The 20,531-nt window shown below is 70.8% G+C and carries 17 protein-coding genes; 13 read left to right on the top strand and 4 right to left on the bottom strand.

What is annotated here, in order from left to right:
• Positions 1–9 precede the first annotated feature (9 nt).
• Both ACWCPI_RS07420 and ACWCPI_RS07425 read right to left on the bottom strand, forming a co-directional pair.
• A complete protein-coding gene (locus ACWCPI_RS07420; protein WP_451037169.1) occupies positions 10–1,368 on the bottom strand; it encodes a polysialyltransferase family glycosyltransferase in 1,359 nt (452 codons plus the stop codon).
• Positions 1,368–2,348 (bottom strand): glycosyltransferase family 2 protein, encoded by a 981-nt coding sequence (locus ACWCPI_RS07425; RefSeq protein WP_451037170.1) that lies wholly within the window; start codon positions 2,346–2,348, stop codon positions 1,368–1,370. The genes ACWCPI_RS07420 and ACWCPI_RS07425 overlap by 1 nt, the downstream gene beginning before the upstream one ends.
• 198 nt (positions 2,349–2,546) lie before the next feature.
• Between ACWCPI_RS07425 and ACWCPI_RS07430 the strand changes: the two genes are divergently transcribed.
• The 4 genes from ACWCPI_RS07430 to ACWCPI_RS07445 all read left to right on the top strand — a co-directional run bounded on the left by ACWCPI_RS07430 (position 2,547) and on the right by ACWCPI_RS07445 (position 7,385).
• Entirely contained in the window at positions 2,547–3,893 is a 1,347-nt protein-coding gene (locus ACWCPI_RS07430) for a DUF6716 putative glycosyltransferase (protein WP_451037171.1), read from the top strand.
• Positions 3,894–3,934: 41 nt separating this feature from the next.
• The gene (locus tag ACWCPI_RS07435) at positions 3,935–5,209 is read left to right on the top strand and encodes a cytidylyltransferase domain-containing protein (protein ID WP_451037172.1); all 1,275 of its coding nucleotides are present in this window, start codon (positions 3,935–3,937) and stop codon (positions 5,207–5,209) included.
• 13 nt (positions 5,210–5,222) lie between these two features.
• Complete coding sequence (locus ACWCPI_RS07440) at positions 5,223–6,161, top strand: N-acetylneuraminate synthase family protein (protein WP_451037173.1); 939 nt, start codon at positions 5,223–5,225, stop codon at positions 6,159–6,161.
• A 153-nt stretch (positions 6,162–6,314) separates the two neighbouring features.
• On the top strand, positions 6,315–7,385 hold the full coding sequence (locus ACWCPI_RS07445) for a hypothetical protein (RefSeq protein ID WP_451037174.1): 1,071 nt from the start codon (positions 6,315–6,317) through the stop codon (positions 7,383–7,385).
• A gap of 34 nt (positions 7,386–7,419) precedes the next feature.
• Here the strand turns inward: ACWCPI_RS07445 and ACWCPI_RS07450 are convergent, their stop codons facing one another.
• The gene (locus ACWCPI_RS07450; protein ID WP_451037175.1) at positions 7,420–7,866 is read right to left on the bottom strand and encodes a DUF6086 family protein; all 447 of its coding nucleotides are present in this window, start codon (positions 7,864–7,866) and stop codon (positions 7,420–7,422) included.
• 94 nt (positions 7,867–7,960) lie between these two features.
• The gene (locus ACWCPI_RS07455) at positions 7,961–9,142 is read right to left on the bottom strand and encodes a nuclear transport factor 2 family protein (protein ID WP_451037176.1); all 1,182 of its coding nucleotides are present in this window, start codon (positions 9,140–9,142) and stop codon (positions 7,961–7,963) included.
• Positions 9,143–9,238: 96 nt separating this feature from the next.
• Here ACWCPI_RS07455 and ACWCPI_RS07460 point away from each other — a divergent pair, with 96 nt between their 5' ends.
• The 9 genes from ACWCPI_RS07460 (at position 9,239) to ACWCPI_RS07500 (ending at position 20,463) form a co-directional block, all read left to right on the top strand.
• The gene (locus tag ACWCPI_RS07460; RefSeq protein ID WP_451037177.1) at positions 9,239–10,186 is read left to right on the top strand and encodes a LysR family transcriptional regulator; all 948 of its coding nucleotides are present in this window, start codon (positions 9,239–9,241) and stop codon (positions 10,184–10,186) included.
• A gap of 380 nt (positions 10,187–10,566) precedes the next feature.
• On the top strand, positions 10,567–11,787 hold the full coding sequence (locus ACWCPI_RS07465; RefSeq protein ID WP_451037178.1) for a M20 family metallopeptidase: 1,221 nt from the start codon (positions 10,567–10,569) through the stop codon (positions 11,785–11,787).
• Between the two features lie 318 nt (positions 11,788–12,105).
• On the top strand, positions 12,106–13,167 hold the full coding sequence (locus ACWCPI_RS07470; protein ID WP_451037179.1) for a BMP family lipoprotein: 1,062 nt from the start codon (positions 12,106–12,108) through the stop codon (positions 13,165–13,167).
• Between the two features lie 288 nt (positions 13,168–13,455).
• Positions 13,456–14,505: a BMP family lipoprotein gene (locus tag ACWCPI_RS07475; RefSeq protein ID WP_451037180.1), complete on the top strand. Its 1,050-nt coding sequence runs from the start codon at positions 13,456–13,458 to the stop codon at positions 14,503–14,505.
• A gap of 208 nt (positions 14,506–14,713) precedes the next feature.
• Positions 14,714–16,291 (top strand): ABC transporter ATP-binding protein, encoded by a 1,578-nt coding sequence (locus tag ACWCPI_RS07480; RefSeq protein ID WP_451037181.1) that lies wholly within the window; start codon positions 14,714–14,716, stop codon positions 16,289–16,291.
• Positions 16,291–17,415 (top strand): ABC transporter permease, encoded by a 1,125-nt coding sequence (locus tag ACWCPI_RS07485; protein WP_451037182.1) that lies wholly within the window; start codon positions 16,291–16,293, stop codon positions 17,413–17,415. The genes ACWCPI_RS07480 and ACWCPI_RS07485 overlap by 1 nt, the downstream gene beginning before the upstream one ends.
• Positions 17,412–18,689: an ABC transporter permease gene (locus tag ACWCPI_RS07490; RefSeq protein WP_451037183.1), complete on the top strand. Its 1,278-nt coding sequence runs from the start codon at positions 17,412–17,414 to the stop codon at positions 18,687–18,689. The genes ACWCPI_RS07485 and ACWCPI_RS07490 overlap by 4 nt, the downstream gene beginning before the upstream one ends.
• Entirely contained in the window at positions 18,686–19,093 is a 408-nt protein-coding gene (locus ACWCPI_RS07495; protein WP_451037184.1) for a cytidine deaminase, read from the top strand. Before ACWCPI_RS07490 ends, ACWCPI_RS07495 begins: the two co-directional genes overlap by 4 nt.
• Before the next feature lie 92 nt (positions 19,094–19,185).
• Entirely contained in the window at positions 19,186–20,463 is a 1,278-nt protein-coding gene (locus ACWCPI_RS07500) for a thymidine phosphorylase (RefSeq protein ID WP_451037185.1), read from the top strand.
• Positions 20,464–20,531 lie beyond the last annotated feature (68 nt).

The following is a 20,531-nucleotide window of genomic DNA, read 5'->3' on the forward strand; positions in this document are numbered from 1 at the left end:
TTCCGCGGGCTACTTCCCGACGGCCGCCCGCTTCAACGCCTTTGCCCGCCGCGCCAGTCGCCGTACGGTGGCGTTGCGCGGGAGGAAGGAGAGCTGGGCCGGCACGGCACCGGGCAGGGCCAGCGACGTCAGGCGCCTGCGCTTGAAGTAGCGCCAGGTGTGCGGGTTCAGGTGCTGGGAGAGGTAGGACTCGGCCGCGCCGCGCAGCTGCGGGTGGATCTTCGGTTGCATGGCGAAGCCGACCGCCTTCAGCAACGCGGTCAGCTCGTCCACCCGTGCACGCGCCGGCATCGTCCAGCCCTCGACCGCCTCGGCGTCCGCGATGTCCGGCAGCAGCGCGTCGACGATGGTCAGGGGCACCCGGTTGCTGTTCTGGTAGGGCGCGAGGCGGGCCAGGAGGGGCCCGGTGCCGACTCGTGCGACCGGAACGCCGTACAGACCGGCGGCCGTCAGCAGCGCGGTGGAGAAGCAGCCGGCGACCAGCGCGGGCCGCAGCCGCTGGAAGGCCACCTCGGCCGGCACCGGCCGTTCCAGCACGGTCAGTTCGGCGCCCAGCCTCGCCGCCTCGTCCTCCAGACGCCGCGACCAGCGGGCCGGCGCCACGGGGTGCGGTTTGAACACCAGCCTGCGATGGCCGAGCCCGACCGCGCCGCGCACCATCTGCAGATGCAGTTCCTCCTCCTCGGCGTCGGTCAGGATGCCGAGCGCCGAGAGGTACTGGCCGAGCAGCAGCGCCGGCTGTTCGCCACCGGCGGCCTCGGGCAACCCGCGCTCCGCCTCGGCGAGTTCGCCGAGCACCTTCAAGAACGCCTCATGCGGCACCGGCACGGCCGGGACGCCGAACTCGGTGAGCAGCAGCGGGGTGAGGCCCGGGACGAGGTCGAGGTGCAGCAGACGCCCGACACGGGTGCCGACCAGCGGGTCGATCTTGTCGCGGGTGGGGCCGTAGCTCATGAGGCCGTCGGCGTAGACGTCGACGGGAGCGCCGGTGAACAGCCGGCAGAGCGCCAGAGCCGGATTGACGTGGACGGACTCGACCGCGAGGCGGACCTCGTCGTCGCCGAGGTTCCACAGCAGCCGTACGTACCGCTCCCACAGGGGGATGTCGTCGGCGCGGGGGGACCAGCCGCCGGGATGGAACGGGGAGATCGTCGCGTTCCAGGAGAGCACCTCGTCGAAGCGGTCGCGCAGCCGGTCGAAGCACGGCATCGCGTCGACGGACGGGGTGATCTCGGGGTTGGTCGCGTTGTTGGTGACCAGCAGCAGCCGGCGGTCCGCCGGTTCGAAGAGCCCGGCGTCCAGGGCGGCGGCGAGGGTCGCGGCGCCGTACAGGGTCGAGGCACAGAAGATCTGGGTGGTGCGCGGCATCAGGCGGCCACCGTCCGTGCCCCCACCGACCTGCGGCGCACCCGCCGCAGCCGGGCCGCTCGCTGGGCGTCCATCGAGTCCATTACCTCCGCGAGCACGTCCTGCGGCATTCTTTTCAGGGCTGCGGCGCTCAGCGAGCGCAGTTTTCGAGCCACGGCGGGTTCGAACCTCTCGATTTGTCCGAGGTGGTGAGCCATGATGGCGCAATAAGTGCGCACCGCTTTCGGCAGCAGCTTATCCGCCTCCACATCCCGCGCGGTTTCCTCGATTACCTGGTCGAACGCGCGAATGAAATCCAGCTGCCGGACATCACCGATCTGAGTGAGCGAGGACGCCACTCCGCGCCGGTAGTAGACACCCAGAAGTCCCACCGCGGCGAACGACTCCGCCTCCCGGTGCAGTTTCCAGATCCACGGCCGGTCCTCCGCGGTGCGCAAGCCGTGGGTGAAGTGCAGCAGCCCGCGGTCGACCAGCCGGCGGTGGTAGATGCCCGCCCAGGCGTACGCGTAGTCCACCGACGTCGACCGGTCGGCGGGCAGGATCGCCTCCCGCGGGTTCATCACCGTCCCGCGCCGGCCGTGCGGCACCCGGTGGACGCTGCGCGCCCGCCCGGTGCACTGCACATGGTCGGTGCGCACGAAGTCGCAGCCGAGTTCCTCGATCGCGGCGAGAAGCTGCGGGAAGTAGCCGGGGGCGAGCCAGTCGTCGCCGTCCAGGAACGTCAGGTACTCGCCGCGCGCCCTGTCGATACCGGTGTTGCGGGCGGTGGCCAGTCCTCCGTTCTGCTCGTGTCTGACGACCACCGCACCCGGCAGCTCGCGCTCCGCGCGCGCGAGCACCTCCCAGGTCGCGTCCGTCGAGCAGTCGTCGACGAGGATGAACTCGAAGTCCTCACGTGCGTTCGCACGCAGGCTCTTCACGGTGTCCGGTGCGTATTGCTGCACGTTGTAGAACGGCACGATGACGGAGAGCTTGACCACGCGAAGGACGTTAGGGGGCGGTCCGTCACCCGTCTTTACCCGGACCTTGATGTCAGGTGAACGACGCGTGGCGATGCCGTGAACCAGGCTTTTTTTCGACGTCCCCGGACCTCGATTCGCCGTTCGTCGGTGTGCTGTTAACCGTTTGTTGCATTCAGGTTGGGCGGAACCTCGGAATGCCTTCCTAGCGTCTTCGACGTGCCAGAAAGTGCGACGAAGACCCGGCGAGTTGCCGTACTCGCGGATTCCGATACCCGGTGGAAATGGGGCGCGCTCACCGCGAACCGCATCGCCCAGGCGAACACCGAAGACCCGGACATCCGCCTGGACGGCTACCTCCTGCGCGGCCGGGCCACTCCCACCCCGCGCCAGCTCCAGGAAGTCGGCGTCCACGCCGACCTCCTCCGTGAGGTGACCGCCGTCGAGTTTCTGCGCACCATGGCGCGGGAGCCGTACGACGTCCTGGTGCTCGCCCTCGTCGGCGGGGGTGTGCAGGCCGTGCTGCACGGGCTGAAGCGGGTCTGGGAGGGACAGCCGCAGCGCCCCGTGGTCGTCACCGGCTACGTCGGCGTCGTCTACGAGAAGCTCGCCGACGGCCTGCTGCTGCGGCACGGCGCGGACCTCGTCCTCGCCAACTCCCGCCAGGACGCCGAGCGTTTCCGCGCGGTGTACGAGGGGGTCGGCGCCGACGCCTCGGCGGTGACCGAGGTGGCGCTGCCGTTCCTCGGCGGCAAGCCCTACCCGGGTGAACGCGGCCCGTCCGCGGAACAGGGGCGCGGGCCCTACACGGTCGTCTTCGCCGCCCAACCCTCGGTGCCGGACAACCGCCGGGACCGCACGTACCTGCTGAACCGCCTGATCCAGCACGCCCGCAAGCACCCCGAGCGCGAGGTGCTGCTCAAGCTGCGCTCCAAGCCGGGCGAACACACCACCCACATCGAGGAGTTGCCGTACCAGAAGCTGGTGCAGCGACTCGACCCGCCCGCCAACTTCCGCCTCGTGTACGGCAACATGGGCGAGGTCCTCGACCGGACAGACCTGCTGGTCACCATCAGCTCCACCGCCGCGCTGGAGTCGCTGCACCGCCGCATCCCCACCGTCGTCCTCACCGACCTCGGCGTGCGCGAGGTGCTCGGCAACCACCACTTCGTCGGCTCCGGCTGCCTGGCCTCCTGGGACCAGCTCGACGACGGCCACCGGCCGGTGCCCGACGAGCAGTGGGTGGCCCGGCAGGGCGTCTGCGCCGACGGCTCGTACGCCACCGCCTTCGACGCCGCCCGCGAGCGCATCGCCGAGCTGCTGGACCGGCCCGGCGGGCTGCCCGCCCTCACCCCGTACTACACGCCGGCCACCGCGCCCGGCTATCTGCCCGGCATCCTCGCCCGCCACCACCTCGGCCCCGACGGCGGCCCGCTGCCCGGTGCCCCCGCGCACGACAAGGACCCCGGCCCGGTCCGGCAGATCGTGCGCCGGGCGGCGCGCGGCGCCTACCGGCACGGAGTGCAGCGTGTGGCGCCCGTCATCCGGCGGATGGGGGAGCTGTGAGCCGCCCGATACCACGTCGAGCTCGTCAAGGAGCAGAATCCATGTCCAACCCGGAAGCGGGCCGAGGCGCTTCGGTGCGCCGCGTGCTCGCGGTGATCCCCGCGCGGGGCGGCTCCAAGGGCGTACCCGCGAAGAACCTCCTGCCCGTCGGCGGCGTCCCGCTGGTGGCCCGCGCGGTACGCGAGTGCCTCGCCTCCCGGCTCGTGACCGACGTGGTCGTCTCCACCGACGACCAGGCCATCGCCGCCGCCGCCCGCGAGGCCGGCGCCGAGGTCGTGCTGCGCCCCGCCGCCATCGCCGGCGACACCGCCACCTCCGAGGCCGCCGTGCTGCACGCCATGGACGCCCACGAGGCCCTGCACGGCGCGCCGGTGGACGTCGTCCTGCTCGTGCAGTGCACCAGCCCGTTCATCGTCCGCGAGGACATCGACGGGGTGGCGGGCGCGATCGTCGACAACGGCGCGGACACCGCCGTGACCGTCGCCCCCTTCCACGGCTTCATCTGGCGGGACGCCGAGGACACGGCGGACGAGGTCATCGCGGGCTCCGTCGCGGAGGCCGACGCGGCCGTCGGCGGCGGGTACGGCGTCAACCACGACAAGTCCTTCCGCCCCCGCCGCCAGGACCGCCCCCAGGACCTGCTGGAGACCGGCGCCGCCTACGCGATGGACGCGCCCGGCTTCCGCAAGCACCAGCACCGCTTCTTCGGCCGCACCGAACTCGTACGGACCGAGCCGGCCCGCGTGCTGGAGATCGACGACCCGCACGACCTGGCCCGCGCCCGGGCCCTGGCGCCGCTGTTCGACGCGGACCGGCCCGGCGCGCTTCCGACCGCCGACGACATCGACGCGGTGGTACTGGACTTCGACGGCACCCAGACCGACGACCGGGTGCTCATCGACGCCGATGGAAAGGAGTTCGTCTCCGTGCACCGCGGAGACGGCCTCGGCATCGCGGCCCTCCGCAGGAGCGGCCTGAACATGCTGATCCTGTCCACGGAGCAGAACCCCGTGGTCGCCGCCCGCGCACGGAAGCTGCAGATTCCCGTGCTGCACGGCATCGACCGCAAGGACCTCGCGCTGAAGCAGTGGTGCGAGGAGCAGGGCATCGCGCCTGAGCGCGTGCTCTACGTCGGCAACGACGTCAACGACCTCCCGTGCTTCGCCCTCGTGGGCTGGCCCGTGGCGGTCGCGAGCGCCCACGACGTCGTGCGCGGCGCCGCACGCGCGGTCACCACCGTCCCCGGCGGTGACGGCGCGATCCGAGAGATCGCCAGCTGGATCCTCGGCCCCTCTCTCGATTCCCTCACCAAGTAAGGACATCTCTGCCATGAGCACCAACTCCCGCATCCGCACCTTCGGTTCGCGCGAGGTCGGCCCGGGCCGCCCCGTCTACATCTGCGGCGAGATCGGCATCAACCACAACGGTGACCTGGAGAACGCCTTCAAGCTCATCGACGTGGCCGCCGAGGCCGGCTGCGACGCCGTGAAGTTCCAGAAGCGCACGCCGGAGATCTGCACCCCCCGCGACCAGTGGGACATCGAGCGCGACACCCCCTGGGGCCGGATGACCTACATCGACTACCGCCACCGCGTGGAGTTCGGTGAGGACGAGTACCGGGCCATCGACGACTACTGCAAGTCGAAGAACATCGACTGGTTCGCCTCCCCGTGGGACACCGAGGCCGTCGCCTTCCTGGAGAAGTTCGACGTCCCCGCCCACAAGGTCGCCTCCGCCTCCCTCACCGACGACGAGCTGCTGCGCTCCCTGCGCGCCACCAACCGCGCGGTGATCCTCTCCACCGGCATGTCGACGCCGAAGCAGATCCGCCACGCGGTCGAGGTCCTCGGCTCCGACAACATCCTGATGTGCCACGCCACCTCCACCTACCCGGCGAAGGCCGAGGAGCTGAACCTCCGCGTGATCAACACGCTGGAGAAGGAGTTCCCGAACGTCCCGATCGGCTACTCCGGCCACGAGACCGGCCTGCAGACCACGCTGGCCGCGGTCGCCCTCGGCGCGACCTTCGTGGAGCGCCACATCACCCTCGACCGCGCCATGTGGGGTTCGGACCAGGCCGCCTCGGTCGAGCCGCAGGGCCTGACCCGCCTCGTCCGCGACATCCGCACCATCGAGGCCTCCCTCGGTGACGGCGTCAAGAAGGTCTACGACTCCGAGCTCGGCCCGATGAAGAAGCTGCGCCGCGTCACCGGCGTCGTCGCCGAGGCGGAGATCGCCGCGGCGGCGGGCGAGCCGGTCCAGGTCTGAGCCGGAACGCACCGAGTCCGAGCGCGCCGACGTCCGAGTGCCCCGAGCCGGGGTGCTCGGACTCGGCGCCCTTCGGGCTCTTGATCACGAGTCGATCCCCAGCCTGCACACGAGCGCCGCATGAGCGCCTTACGACGGGTAGGTCGTACGTCGATGAGCCTCCGCGCCGGGAACACCGGCCCCCGCACTCTCGCCTTCGTCGAGAGCCCGGTACAGCTCCTGAACGTGCTGGAGTGGGCGCACGCCCGCGAACACGCCGTCGGCGCGGGAGTCACCCTCGTCGTCCTGGCCCCGAACGACCCCATGACCCGCGGCCAGCTGCGCCGGATGGCGGAACTGGCGCGCGAGGACGGACACGAGGTCCGCTGGGAGGAGGCACGGGGCGGCGCGGCCGCTCCCTTCCAGACCATCGGCGGTCTCACGGGCCGGCTGCGCCGGGCCGACCGTGTGGTCCTGGGCGACCCGTTCTCCCGCTACGTCCAGCTCCTGCTGACCATCACCAAGGCCCGTGACCTGGTCGTCGTCGACGACGGCACGGCGACCATGGAGTTCGTCGCCCAGCTCGCCCGAGGCGAACGCCTGGTGCGCTGGCACCGCAAGGGCGGCCGTCCCGGCCCCCGCGACCTGGTCTTCGCCCCCGTGTCCTCCGCCGCCCGCAGGCGCCTCACCCCGAGCGACCACCGCAGTGTCGAGATCTTCTCCTCGATGCCGATGGAACAGACCCCGCGAGGCGTCACGGTCACGGCCAACACCTTCGCCTGGACCCGCGACCGCTTCGGCCCGCCCCGCATCACCAAGGGCGCCGACATGGTCGGTACGTCCCTCGTCGAGACCGGCGTCGTGGACAACGACCGCTACCTGGAGGCCGTCGGCTCCCTCGCGAAGACCCACGGCGCCACCCGCTACTTCGCCCACCGCCGCGAGAGCGCGGACAAGCTCCACCGGCTGGCGGTCGAGACCGGCCTGGAGGTCGTACGCCCCGACCTCCCGCTGGAGCTGATCGCCCGCCGCGGCCCGATCGGCCGAACGATCCTGAGCTTCCCGTCGACGGTCGTGCACACCCTGCCCCTGGCCCTCACCGGCACGGACGTCCGTGTCGCGGTCTGCGACATCGACCCGGCATGGCTGACCGAGAACGCCTCGCCGCGGGCGCAGGGGTTCTTGTCGGGGGTCACGGGGACGGCTCGGGACGTGCACCGGTTGTCGGCGGTCACAGCCGTGTGATCGCCGTGGCGGGGAGCGGTGCGGGTGCACCGGCTCAGCGGGCCATCCAGCGGTCCATCTCCCGCGCTCGGGTGTCCAGCGCGGTGACGTCGGCCGCCGACGCGGTCCGGGGGCTGCGGGGCACCTGCACGTCGTGCCGGACGCCACCACCCCCGACGTCGGACCCGGACTCGGGGACCGTCACCTCGATCCCCGCGCGCCGTGCGAGCGCGACCGCTGTCGCCACGAACCCTTCGGAGAGCGCGAGGATCACTGAGTGCCCCGTCCGGCAGTGCCAGGCGACCAGGGCGCGTACGAACTTTGCGTACACGGCCGGATCGACCTCACATGTGTCCGGGTCGCCCCCATGCCTGCCCCGGCCGATTCCCGAGGCCGTTTCGAGTTCGGCCTCGAAGACCTCGACCTGCCGCAGGAAGAGGCGGCCGGCACCGTTCGACGGGTTCCACAGCGTCTCGTCCCCGAGGTCGAAGTACATGCTCATCGCCGATCCCCCTCCTCAGCCACCCGGCACAGGTTAGAAGATCGTGCGGGTCGTGGTCGTCCGGTCGGCACCTTCTCGTCGGCGCGTGCCGGTGTCAGGAGTGCCGGTGGTAGGCCTTGTTGGCGATGCGCCAGCCCTCGTCGACCTGGACCAGCAGGAAGATGTCGGTGAAGGTGTCCGCGCCGTGCCGGAGGGTCATCGCCGCGGTCGCGACGGTGCCGTGGACGTCGACGGCGTCGACACGGCGGGAGCGCGCCGGTTCGTCCGGGGCCGGCCGGCCCCGGAAGAGAGCGCAGTACTCGTCCAGGCGCCACGAGACGAACGCGCCGTCCCTGACCCCCTCGATGTGGGCGGTCGGCAGGAACGCGTCGCGGAAGTGGGCCGGATCGCCCGTGGCGTGTCCGCGGACGTAGGCCCGGAGGGGTTCGAGCACGGCGTCACCCACCGCGGGGGCCGTGGCCGCCACGGCGATGTCGGCGTCGGCAGGGCCGGCCGCCAGGTCGGCCGCGCAGGGCAGGGGGATGTTCGACGCGGCGGCCAGCAGCGCCATGTCCTTCGCCAGCGCGCCGATCGTGAACTCGGCGGTGGCGGTGACCGGTCGGCCGGTGAGGAAGGGGCGCTTGGCGCCGACGAGCCCGCCGAGCCGGCCGAGTTCCAGGACGTCCAGCACCTGGGCCCGGGGCAGCTCCAGGGCGTCGGCCTGCCGCAAGGAGTCGCGCAGCGCGAGGACGGCACCGGCGAGGCTGTGGTTGGCGATCAGCTTGAGCGCGGCGGCGTCGGCGGCGCCCTCGACCCGCCGCACGGTGCCCAGCGCCTCCAGGACCGGTCGGACCCGGTGCAGTGTGCCGGTGCCGGCGGCGGCGAGGAACTGCAGGGTGCCGGCGGCGGCAGCCGGCACGGAGCCGAGCACGGGCGCGTGGACGTAGGACGGGCCGAGCCGCCGGGCCAGCCCCGATGCCTCGGCCGGGGCGACGGTGCTGGTGTTCACCACGACCGTGTCCGTGCGCAGCGCGTCGCGGACGTGGTCGACGACCTGCTCGCAGGCCCGGCCGTCGAACAACGCCAGGATCACGGTGTCGGCCTTCGCCACGGCCTCGCGGGGGTCGCCGGTCGTCTCGACGGCCGCTGTGGTGTGTCCGGAGCGTGTCCAGCCGACGACGTCCCAGGCACGGTCGGACAGTCGCTGTGCGATCGCGGCGCCCATGCGGCCCAGGCCGAGGACGGCGATGCGATGCGGTGCGGTCTGGTGCGGTGCGGTCTGGTGCGGTGCGGTCATGGACCCCAGACTGAGCCCCCCGGGCGGTTGCGAAAAGCGCAGATCGTGAAGGGCTGCCATGCGCGTCACGCATGGCGGACGGGCATACTGGCCGCCATGCCCCTGACTGAATGGCGGACGTTCGTGACGGTGTGCCGCCTCGGGTCCCTGTCGGCGGCGGCCGCCGAGCTCGGCTACACGCAGTCGGCGGTCTCCCGGCAGATCGCCGCGCTGGAGCGCCGGCTCGGCGAGCCGCTGGTGCACAGGCACCCGCGCGGCGTGCGCCCGACGCCGGCGGGAGAGGCGTTCCGGTACCACGCCCTGGCCGCCCTCAACGAGGCCGACCGCGCGGTTCGTGCCGTACGGGATGTCCGGGACGGCGTGCTCAGCCGGCCCCTGGCCGTCGGTGCGACGCCGTCCCTGGCCGCCGGGGTCGTGCCTGCCGCGGTCCGCAGCCTGCTGGACACGGCCGGACCCGTCCGGTGGAGCCTGGTGCCCGGGCTGAGCGCACAACTGCACGACCGCGTACTCGACGGCGACCTCGACGTCGCCGTCGTCACGGACGCGCCACCCGGACTGCCCGACGACTCGCGTCTCGAACGACGGTGCCTGGGCATGGACGAGATGGTCGTCGTGCTGCCCGTCGGCCACCCGCGGGCCGGGCGCGGCCGCGTACACATCCAGGAGCTGGCCGACCAGACCTGGGTCGAGGACAACGACGGCTCGGCGGCGCTGTTGCGCCAGCACGCCGCCCGCGCCGGGGTCACCGCCCGCATCGACCTCACCGCGGCCGATCTGCCCGGCAAGACCGCCCTGGTCGCCACGGGCCACGCCATCGCGCTGGTACCCGGGGTGCTGACGTGCGCGCTGCGGGCCGACCTCACCACCGTGGGCCTCGTCGATCCTCCGACCCGCGGGATCCACGCGATCACACCGCGTCGCGACCCGCACCCCTGCGTCGCGCCGCTGCTGGGCCATCTCGCGGCGGCGTTCGGCTCGGTTCGTCCGGCCCGTGCCGCCCACCGGCCGGCCGGGACGGACGCCGGCCGACCGGAGCCGCCGTAGCACGGCGCCCGCGCTGAGCCGCGTACGGGATGTGCACGGCGGACGGACGCCGGCGGCCCGTGGCGGGCGCAGGCGCCCGCAGGGCCCCGGTGGCGCCGAGAAAGTCGGCGATCTCCGGGTACTCGGCGCGCATGGGCCGACTCCCGCGGCGGTGGACGGATGTCCGGAAGTTCACCGAGGATGCGCGATCCCGAAAGATGAACAGAACCGACGGTTCTGTTCCCGGCGTGGTATGCGTAGAGAAAAGACTTACCTACCCATCTTCATCCACGCCCATGCGTCGAGCGGCCGGGTTTTCTGCCCCCAACGGGTTGAACTTTTGTTGATCGAGGGCGAGTTGGCCACTCCGGCGTCCTACCCTGTAGAGGGTGAACCGACTGATGTCCCCAGAGTCCGAGGCCGATCACACCGGGGAAGCCGTCCTTCCCGGCACCTTGCCGGAGGCGCTCCGTGCCGAACTCATCGAGTTCCGGCGCGACTTGCACATGCACCCGGAGCTCGGCAACCAGGAGTTCCGTACGACCGCCGCGATCAAGGCCCGCCTGGAGAAGGCCGGCCTCCAGCCGCGCGTGCTCGCCTCCGGAACCGGCCTCATCTGTGACATCGGGGAGTGGGACGGCGAGCGGCCCATACTCGCCCTGCGGGCCGACATCGACGCCCTGCCCATCCCGGACACGAAGAGTGAGTGCCCGTACCGCTCGACCGTGCCCGACCGGGCGCACGCCTGCGGCCACGACGTCCACACCACCGTGGTGCTCGGCGCCGGGCTGGTCCTGGCCGACCTCCTGCGGCGCGGGCAGCTGCCCCGCCCCGTCCGCCTGGTCTTCCAGCCCGCCGAGGAGGTGCTCCCCGGCGGCGCCGCGGACGCCATCGCGTGCGGCGCGCTCGAAGGCGTGGGCCGGATCCTCGCCGTGCACTGCGACCCCAAGGTGGACGCGGGGAAGATCGGGCTGCGGCGGGGTGCGATCACCTCGGCCTGCGACCGGCTCGAAATCGCCCTGGACGGCCCCGGTGGGCACACCGCGCGCCCTCACCTGACGACCGACCTGGTCACCGCCGTCGCCCGGGTCGTCACCGACGTGCCCGCGCTGGTGGCCCGGCGCGCCGACGCCCGCAGCGGCCTCTCCGTGACCTGGGGCCGTATCGAGTCCGGTCACGCGCCGAACGTCATCCCGCAGCACGCCGAGCTGTCCGGCACCGTCCGCTGCCTGGACCTCGACACCTGGCGGCAGGCGGCCGACCTGGTCGTCGCCGCCATCGACGAGGTCGCCAACCTGCACCGCGCCAAGTCGGAGATCAACTACGTACGGGGTGTCCCGCCCGTGGTCAACGACCCGGACGCCATCACCCTGCTGCGCGACGCCATGACCGCCCGCCTCGGCGCCGAGTCCGTCCAGGGCACCGAGCAGAGCCTCGGCGGCGAGGACTTCTCCTGGTACCTGGAGCGCGTCCCGGGCGCCATGGCCCGCCTGGGCGTCCGCCATCCGGGCGACCGGATCGGCCGCGACCTGCACCAGGGTGACTTCGACGTCGACGAGTCGGCGATCAAGGTCGGCGTGGAGCTGTTCACGGCGGCGGCGCTCCTCGACGCCGCCGGCTAGACCGTCTCGACCTGGACCCTCGGCGCCCTCCGCTTGCGGCCCCGGCGAAGCGGAGGGAGTCTGGCCCCATGGCGGGCGGTCCGGGGCGCCACCACGGCGGCGGCACCCCTGGTGTGCGAGGTCGCGGGAGTGCGTGGTGCGCACCGGGGGCAGTCGCCCCTTGCGTACCTTTCGGTCCGGTGGTTCACAAGGACGTAACCGGCCATCGGCACGAATGGATAACGGCACGGCGAAACCCCGTTCCCAGGAGTGTCTACGCGCGTTAATGTGCGCCGAACTCAGCACCCACTGCGGGGCTTGGAGAATGGGGACTTCACGATGCGTCGGACATCCAAACTGACCCGTGTCGCGGTGGGGGTCGCGTCGATCGCCCTCGCCGCCACGGCGTGTGGTGGTACCAGCAGTGACAACGGCGGCGGCAGCGACGGCGGCGACGGCGGCGACAAGAAGGGCGTCGCCATCGCGTACGACATCGGCGGCAAGGGCGACCAGTCCTTCAACGACGCGGCGTTCGCGGGCCTGGAGAAGGCGAAGAAGGAGTTCGGTTACCAGACCGACGACGTCGAGCCGACCGAGGGCGAGACGGACGCCGACAAGGAGCAGCGTCTGTCCTCGCTGGCCCGGCAGGGCTACAACCCGGTGATCGGTGTCGGCTTCGCCTACGCCCCCGCGATGGAGGCCGTGGCCAAGAAGTACCCGAAGACCACCTTCGGCATCGTCGACTCCGTGGTCGAGGGCGACAACGTCGCCTCCCTCGTCTTCGCTGAGGAGCAGGCCTCGTACCTGGCCGGCGTCGCCGCGGCCAAGGCCACCAAGACGAACACGGTCGGCTTCGTGGGCGGCGTGGACATCCCGCTGATCCACAAGTTCGAGGCCGGCTACAAGCAGGGCGTCCAGGACACCAGCGGCGGCAAGGTCAAGGTCGTCTCGCAGTACCTGACCCAGACCGCGGAGGAGGGCGGCTTCTCCAGCCCCGACAAGGGCAAGGCCGCCGCCGAGGGCCAGATCGAGAAGAAGGCCGACGTCGTCTACCAGGCGGCCGGCCTGTCCGGCCAGGGCGTCATCGAGGCCGCCGCCAAGGCCAAGGTCTGGGCGATCGGCGTCGACTCGGACCAGTACAAGCAGGAAGCCCTGGCGGCGTACAAGAACTACATCCTGACCTCCGCCCTCAAGGACGTCGGCGGCGCGGTCTACACGCTGGCCAAGTCCGTCCACGACGGCAAGCCGCTGACCGGCATCCAGACCTTCGACCTGAAGGTCAACGGCGTCGGCCTGTCCGAGTCCAACCCGGAGTTCACGAAGATCTCGGGTCTCACGGACGCCGTGGCCAAGGCCAAGGAAGGCATCATCGACGGTTCCATCAAGGTCAAGACCGAGTAGCAGCGGTCGTACACCTCTGTACGGACGGGCGGGCATCCGAGAGGGTGCCCGCCCGTCCGTTTCGCCGTTCCGGCCTCGCTCGCGTCACCCAGCGCCACCCTCCCTTTGCTTTCGGCAAGCCCTTGGTCAAGGCCGCGAGTGGAGTTGGCCACGGGCGCATAACAAGGTGGACAGAAGGGGTTTCCTGGCAGGTCTACGCGCGTTACTCTGCGGCGAAAGCCAGCGCCGTTGCTGTGAAGCTGTACCGAGCTGTACCGTCCGGCGCTTGTACGACAGGAGTCACACAACATGCGCCGGATTTCCCGGATCACGGTCGCAGGCGCAGCGACCGCCTCCCTGGCCCTCGCGCTCTCCGCCTGCGGCGGCACCTCCACCTCCGCCTCGTCGTCGGAGTCGAAGGGCGACAAGGGTCTCGCCATCGCGTACGACGTCGGCGGCAAGGGCGACCAGTCCTTCAACGACGCCGCGTTCGCGGGCCTGGAGAAGGCGAAGAAGGAATTCGGCTACCAGACCGACGACGTCGAGCCGACCGAGGGCGAGACGGACGCCGACAAGGAGCAGCGACTGGTGTCGCTGGCCAAGAAGGGCTACAACCCGGTCATCGGTGTCGGCTACGCCTACGCCGCCGCCGTCAAGGGCGCTTCGGAGAAGTTCCCGAACACCACCTTCGGCATCGTGGACGACTCCACGGTCGAGGCGAAGAACGTCGCCGACCTGGTCTTCTCCGAGGAGGAGGCCTCGTACCTGGCCGGTGTCGCCGCCGCCAAGAGCACCAAGACGAACACGGTCGGCTTCGTGGGCGGCGTGGACATCCCGCTGATCCACAAGTTCCAGGCGGGCTTCGAGCAGGGCGTCAAGGACACGAACCCGAAGGTCAAGGTCCTCTCCCAGTACCTCACGCAGACCGCGGAGGAGGGTGGCTTCTCCAGCCCCGACAAGGGCAAGTCCGCCGCCGAGGGCCAGATCGAGAAGAAGGCCGACGTCGTCTACGCGGCCGCCGGTCTGTCGGGCCAGGGTGTCATCGAGGCCGCCGCCGCCAACAAGGTGTGGGCCATCGGTGTCGACTCCGACCAGTACCAGCAGGAAGCCCTCGCCAAGTACAAGGACTCCATCCTGACCTCGGCGATGAAGGATGTCGCCAAGGCGGTCTACAACCTGGCGAAGTCGGTCAAGGACGGTAAGCCCGAGACCGGTATCGTTCGTGGCGATCTGAAGTCCGGCGAGGTGGGCCTGTCGAACTCCAACCCGAAGTTCGCGGACGACGCCGAGGTCCAGGAAGCCATCAAGACGGCCAAGGAGAAGATCATCAGCGGCGAGATCAAGGTCAAGACCAGCTGAGTGAAGCTACACCCTGAGCAGCGGTAACCGAGGGGTTACGTCCGCGAGACGGGGTACGGGGGGTGTTCGCCCGTACCCCGTTGTCGCGGTGCGTCGGCCCCCTTTCAGGCCATAGGGGCGCTACGCGCGTAGACGACCCCCGTCCCCAGGAGAGTGCGCCATCAACGCGTCCAGCAGCCCTCCGGCCGACGCGGCGGTCAACGGTCAGGTGACCGCCGTCGAGCTCGCCGGGATCACCAAGCGTTTCCCGGGCGTCGTGGCCAACCACGACATCCACCTCACCGTCCGCAAGGGCACCGTCCACGCCCTCGTCGGCGAGAACGGCGCCGGCAAGTCGACGCTGATGAAGATCCTCTACGGCATGCAGAAGCCGGACGAGGGCACCATCGCGATCGACGGCGAGAAGGTCACCTTCTCGTCGCCGGCCGACGCCATCGTGCGCGGCATCGGCATGGTCCACCAGCACTTCATGCTCGCGGACAACCTCACCGTCCTCGAGAACGTGGTGCTGGGCAGCGAGAAGCTGTACGGCATCGGCGCCAAGGCCCGCAAGAAGATCAAGGAGATCTCCGAGCGCTACGGCCTCGGCGTCAAGCCCGACCTCCTGGTCGAGGAACTCGGCGTCGCCGCCCGCCAGCGCGTGGAGATCCTCAAGGTCCTCTACCGCGGCGCCACCACGCTGATCCTCGACGAGCCGACCGCCGTGCTCGTCCCGCAGGAGGTCGACGCGCTCTTCGACAACCTGCGCGAGCTGAAGGCCGAGGGCCTGTCGGTCATCTTCATCTCCCACAAGCTGGGCGAGGTCCTCTCCGTCGCCGACGAGATCACCGTCATCCGCCGCGGTACGACGGTCGGTACGGCCGTGCCCGCCGAGACCACCCCGCGCCAGCTCGCCGAGATGATGGTCGGCAGCGAACTGCCCACCCCGGAGACCGCCGAGTCGACGGTCACCGACCGTCCCGTCATCGCGGTGGACAAGCTGCGCCTGGAGACGGCCGGCGGCAAGGCCCTGCTGGACGACATCACCTTCACCATCCACGCGGGCGAGGTCCTGGGCATCGCCGGCGTCGAGGGTAACGGCCAGACCGAACTGGTCGACGCGCTCATCGGCCTCAAGGCGGCCGACTCCGGCACGATCACGCTGATCGACGAGGAGATCACCGCCTGGCCCACCCGCAAGCGCCGCGAGCAGGGCATCGGCTACATCCCCGAGGACCGCCACCGCCACGGCCTGCTCCTGGAGGCCCCCCTCTGGGAGAACCGCATCCTCGGCCACGTCACCGAGAAGCCCAACGCCAAGGGCGTGTGGCTGGACCCGAAGGCCGCGCAGGAGGACACGCGCCGCATCGTCGAGGCGTACGACGTCCGTACCCCCGGCATCGACGTCACCGCCGCCTCCCTGTCCGGCGGCAACCAGCAGAAGCTGATCGTCGGCCGCGAGATGAGCCACAAGCCGCGCTTCCTGATCGCCGCCCACCCCACCCGCGGTGTGGACGTCGGCGCGCAGGCCGCGATCTGGGACCACATCCGTGAGGCCCGCCGCGAGGGCCTGGCCGTACTGCTGATCTCCGCCGACCTGGACGAGCTGATCGGCCTGTCCGACACCCTCCGCGTGATCTACAACGGCAAGCTGGTCGCGGACGCCGACCCCGCCACCATCACCCCGGAGGAGCTGGGCTCGGCCATGACGGGTGCCGCCACCGGGCACCTGGAGCACGAAGAGACGACCCCCGAGACTCCCGACCTTCGCAAGTCTCCCGAGTCCGGTGAAGACGAGGCCCGCTGATGAAGAAGTTCGACAAGGAGCGCGTGCTCCTCGCCGTGGCCGGACCGGTCATCGCGCTCGCCGTGGCCTTCGTGCTCAGCGCGATCGTGCTGATCGCCTCGGGCAAGAGCCCGGTCGAGCCGTACACCCTGATGTTCGAGCAGGCCTCGTTCTCCGACATCCAGGTCCTGATCATCAACCAGGCCTCGATGTACTACATCGCCGCCCTCGCGGTGGCCATCGGCTTCCGGATGAACCTGTTCAACATCGGTGTCGACGGCCAGTACCAGCTCGCCGCCATGATGGCCGCCATCGTCGGCGCCCATGCGAACCTGCCGACCGCCCTGCAGATCCCGCTGCTGCTGCTCACCGCGGTGTGCACCGGCGCGTTCTGGTCCGGCATCGCCGGTGTCCTGAAGGTCACCCGCGGCGTCAGCGAGGTCGTCGCGACGATCATGCTCAACGCCATCGCCACCTCGGTGATCGCCTACCTGTGGCTGCCGAGCGTCTTCGGCGTCAAGGTCGGCAACAACAACACCACCGGCGAGATGTACGAGTCCGGCTGGGTGCCCGGCATCGACATGGGCGACGCCGGCGAGATCTACGGCCTGGTCTTCCTCGCCGTCCTGCTCGGCATCGCCTACTGGATCGTGCTCAGCCGCACACGCTTCGGCTTCGACCTGCGCGCCTCCGGCGCCTCGGAGACCGCCGCCGCGGCCAGCGGTGTCGACCCCAAGCGCATGGTGCTCACCGCCATGCTGCTCTCCGGCGGCATCGCGGGCCTCGCCGGCCTGCCGATCCTGCTCGGCGACACCCACACCTACAGCCTGAACTTCCCCACCGGCATCGGCTTCCTCGGCATCGGCATCGCCCTGCTCGGCCGCAACAGCCCGGTCGGCATCGCGTTCGCCGCCCTGCTGTGGGCCTGGCTCGACAAGGCCTCGCCCGAGCTGGACTTCCACGACTACGACAAGGAGATCGCGGTCATCATGCAGGGCCTGATCGTGCTCTCGGTCGTCGTCTCCTACGAGGCCGTCCGCGAGTGGGGCCTGCGCCGCCAGCAGCGCCGCGTGGGCGCCGAACTGGCCGCCGGTCACGTCCTCGGCGCCGACAACAACACCACGAAGGAGGTGGCGGGCCGATGACCACCCCGCAGACTTCAGCGGTCGACGTCAACCAGCCCACGCTGCAGCCCGCGGCCCCCACCGGCCGTCGCCTGTCGTGGCCCGTCCTGCTGCTGGTCATCGCCGGAGCCCTGGCGCTGACCTCGATCGTCCGCATCATCACCGGCGCCGACGGCATCACCAACGTCAGCCAGATGTCCACCGCGCTCCAGCTCGCCGTGCCGATCGGCCTCGCCGGTCTCGGCGGCCTGTGGGCCGAGCGCGCGGGCGTCGTCAACATCGGCCTCGAAGGCATGATGATCCTCGGCACCTGGTTCGGTGCCTGGGCCGGATTCCAGTGGGGCCCGTGGACCGGCGTCCTCGTCGGCGTCCTCGGCGGCGCGATCGGCGGCCTGCTGCACGCCTTCGTCACCGTCACCTTCAACGTCAACCACATCGTCTCCGGTGTGGCCATCAACATCCTCGCCCTCGGCGCCACCCGCTACCTCGCGCCCCTCGCCTTCGAGGGCCACGCGGGCGGCTCCGCCAAGCAGTCCCCGGCGGTCGAGTCCCTCGGCAACTTCACCGTGCCCGGCCTGTCCGACGCGCTGCGGGACCTCAACAACCAGGGCTGGTTCTTCATCTCCGACATCGCCGGCCTGCTCGGCGGTCTGGTCACCAACGTCTCCTGGCTGACCCTCGTCGCCGTGGCGCTGATCCCCGCGACCTGGTGGATCCTGTGGCGCACCGCCTTCGGTCTGCGCCTGCGCTCCTGCGGTGAGAACCCGGTCGCGGCCGAGTCCCTCGGCGTGAACGTCTACAAGTACAAGTACATCGCCGTGGTCATCTCCGGCGGACTGGCCGGCCTCGGCGGCGTCTTCCTGTCCATCGTGGCCAACCCCTTCTACCTGGAGGGCCAGGTCAGCGGCCGCGGCTTCATCGGCCTCGCGGCGATGATCTTCGGCAACTGGATGCCGGGCGGCCTCGCCCTCGGCGCCGGCCTGTTCGGGTACACCGACAGCCTCAACCTGCGCGGCGGCTCGGAGAACGTCCACGCGCTGCTGCTGCTCGGCGCCCTGCTGCTGATCATCGGTGCCGTCTGGCTGGTGATCCGCAAGAAGTACGCCCCGTCGATGATCACCGCGGTGGTCGGCGCCCTGGTGTTCACCTGGTACATCACCACCGACGAGGTCCCCAACCAGGTCGTCTCCGCCACCCCGTACGTCATCACCCTCGTCGTCCTCACGCTGTCCGCGCAGCGCCTGCGGATGCCGAAGGCGGACGGACTGCCGTACCGGAAGGGGCAGGGCAAGTGACCCCGCCCCCCGCCCACGACATCGACTGGGACAAGCTGCGCGCGGCGGCCCGGGACGCCATGTCCCGCGCCTACGCCCCGTACTCCGGCTACCCGGTCGGCGTCGCGGCCCTGGTCGACGACGGCCGTACGATCACCGGCTGCAACGTCGAGAACGCCTCCTACGGCCTCGGCTTGTGCGCCGAGTGCGGGCTGGTCTCGGAGCTGCAGAACACGGGCGGCGGTCGGCTGACGCACTTCACCTGCGTCGACGGCGACGGCGACATCCTGGTCCCGTGCGGCCGCTGCCGTCAGCTGCTGCACGAGTTCGGCGGCCCGGACCTGCTGCTGGAGACACCCGAGGGGATCCTGCCGCTGTCGCGGATGCTGCCCCAGGCCTTCGGGCGGGGACACCTCGACAAGTAACTCCCGTGCGGCCCTTCTGAGCGCTCCATCGAGCGAGCCGCTCAGAAGGGCCGTAGTTTTTCGAACGTACGGCCGGAAGGAAAGCCATGGCCATGGACGCAATCTCTGTCATCCGCACCAAGCGGGACCGCGGCGAGCTCAGTGACGCGCAGATCGACTGGGTCATCGACGCCTACACCCGCGGGGAGGTCGCCGACGAGCAGATGTCCGCGCTCGCCATGGCGATCCTGCTGAACGGCATGAACCGCCGCGAGATCGCCCGCTGGACGGCCGCGATGATCGCCTCGGGCGAGCGCATGGACTTCTCGTCCCTGTCCCGCCCGACCGCGGACAAGCACTCCACGGGCGGCGTCGGCGACAAGATCACCCTCCCGCTGGCCCCGCTCGTCGCGGCCTGCGGCGCCGCCGTCCCGCAGCTGTCGGGCCGGGGCCTCGGCCACACCGGCGGCACGCTCGACAAGCTGGAGTCCATCCCCGGCTGGCGCGCGCTGCTGTCGAACGAGGAGATGCTGAACGTCCTGGACACCACGGGCGCGGTGATCTGCGCGGCGGGCGACGGACTGGCCCCCGCCGACAAGAAGCTGTACGCCCTGCGGGACGTCACGGGCACGGTCGAGGCCATCCCGCTGATCGCCTCGTCGATCATGTCCAAGAAGATCGCCGAGGGCACCGGCTCCCTCGTCCTGGACGTCAAGGTCGGCACCGGCGCCTTCATGAAGACCATCGAGGACGCGCGGGAGCTGGCGTCCACCATGGTGGGCCTCGGCACGGACCACGGTGTGAAGACGGTGGCCCTGCTGACGGACATGTCGACCCCGCTCGGCCTCACCGCGGGCAACGCCCTCGAAGTCCGTGAGTCGGTGGAGGTCCTGGCGGGCGGCGGCCCCGCGGACGTCGTGGAGCTGACGGTCGCCCTGGCCCGGGAAATGCTGGAAGCGGCGGGTGTCCGTGACGCCGACCCGGCCAAGGCCCTGGCCGACGGCTCCGCGATGGACGTCTGGCGCCGCATGATCGCGGCCCAGGGCGGCGACCCGGACGCCGAGCTGCCGGTGGCCCGCGAACAGCACGTGATCAAGGCCGCGTCCTCCGGTGTCCTGACCCGCCTCGACGCCTACGACATCGGCGTCGCCGCCTGGCGTCTGGGCGCGGGCCGGGCCCGCAAGGAGGACCCGGTGCAGGCCGGCGCGGGCGTCGAGCTGCACGCCAAGCCGGGCGACACGGTGACCGAGGGCCAGCCCCTGCTGACCCTGCACACGGACACCCCCGAGCGCTTCGAGTACGCGCTCCAGTCGGTGGAGGGCTCGTACGACATCGCGGCGGCGGGGACGGACTTCACGGCGTCGCCGGTGGTGCTGGAACGTATCGCCTGACCAGGCGGTTTCCCTATCGGGTGAACGGGATCGGTGGCCCCCCGCCGGTCCCGTTCGGCATGCTGGGA

It is taken from the genome of Streptomyces sp. NPDC001920 (genome assembly GCF_053594495.1).

Coding starts and splice junctions, on each gene's coding strand:
- ACWCPI_RS07445 (WP_451037174.1), top strand. CDS start 6,315: ATGAGCCTCCGCGCCGGGAACACCGGCCCCCGCACTCTCGCCTTCGTC.
- ACWCPI_RS07455 (WP_451037176.1), bottom strand. CDS start 9,142: ATGACCGCACCGCACCAGACCGCACCGCACCAGACCGCACCGCATCGC.
- ACWCPI_RS07465 (WP_451037178.1), top strand. CDS start 10,567: ATGTCCCCAGAGTCCGAGGCCGATCACACCGGGGAAGCCGTCCTTCCC.
- ACWCPI_RS07470 (WP_451037179.1), top strand. CDS start 12,106: ATGCGTCGGACATCCAAACTGACCCGTGTCGCGGTGGGGGTCGCGTCG.
- ACWCPI_RS07440 (WP_451037173.1), top strand. CDS start 5,223: ATGAGCACCAACTCCCGCATCCGCACCTTCGGTTCGCGCGAGGTCGGC.
- ACWCPI_RS07460 (WP_451037177.1), top strand. CDS start 9,239: ATGCCCCTGACTGAATGGCGGACGTTCGTGACGGTGTGCCGCCTCGGG.
- ACWCPI_RS07475 (WP_451037180.1), top strand. CDS start 13,456: ATGCGCCGGATTTCCCGGATCACGGTCGCAGGCGCAGCGACCGCCTCC.
- ACWCPI_RS07435 (WP_451037172.1), top strand. CDS start 3,935: ATGTCCAACCCGGAAGCGGGCCGAGGCGCTTCGGTGCGCCGCGTGCTC.
- ACWCPI_RS07450 (WP_451037175.1), bottom strand. CDS start 7,866: ATGAGCATGTACTTCGACCTCGGGGACGAGACGCTGTGGAACCCGTCG.
- ACWCPI_RS07500 (WP_451037185.1), top strand. CDS start 19,186: ATGGACGCAATCTCTGTCATCCGCACCAAGCGGGACCGCGGCGAGCTC.
- ACWCPI_RS07490 (WP_451037183.1), top strand. CDS start 17,412: ATGACCACCCCGCAGACTTCAGCGGTCGACGTCAACCAGCCCACGCTG.
- ACWCPI_RS07420 (WP_451037169.1), bottom strand. CDS start 1,368: ATGCCGCGCACCACCCAGATCTTCTGTGCCTCGACCCTGTACGGCGCC.
- ACWCPI_RS07485 (WP_451037182.1), top strand. CDS start 16,291: ATGAAGAAGTTCGACAAGGAGCGCGTGCTCCTCGCCGTGGCCGGACCG.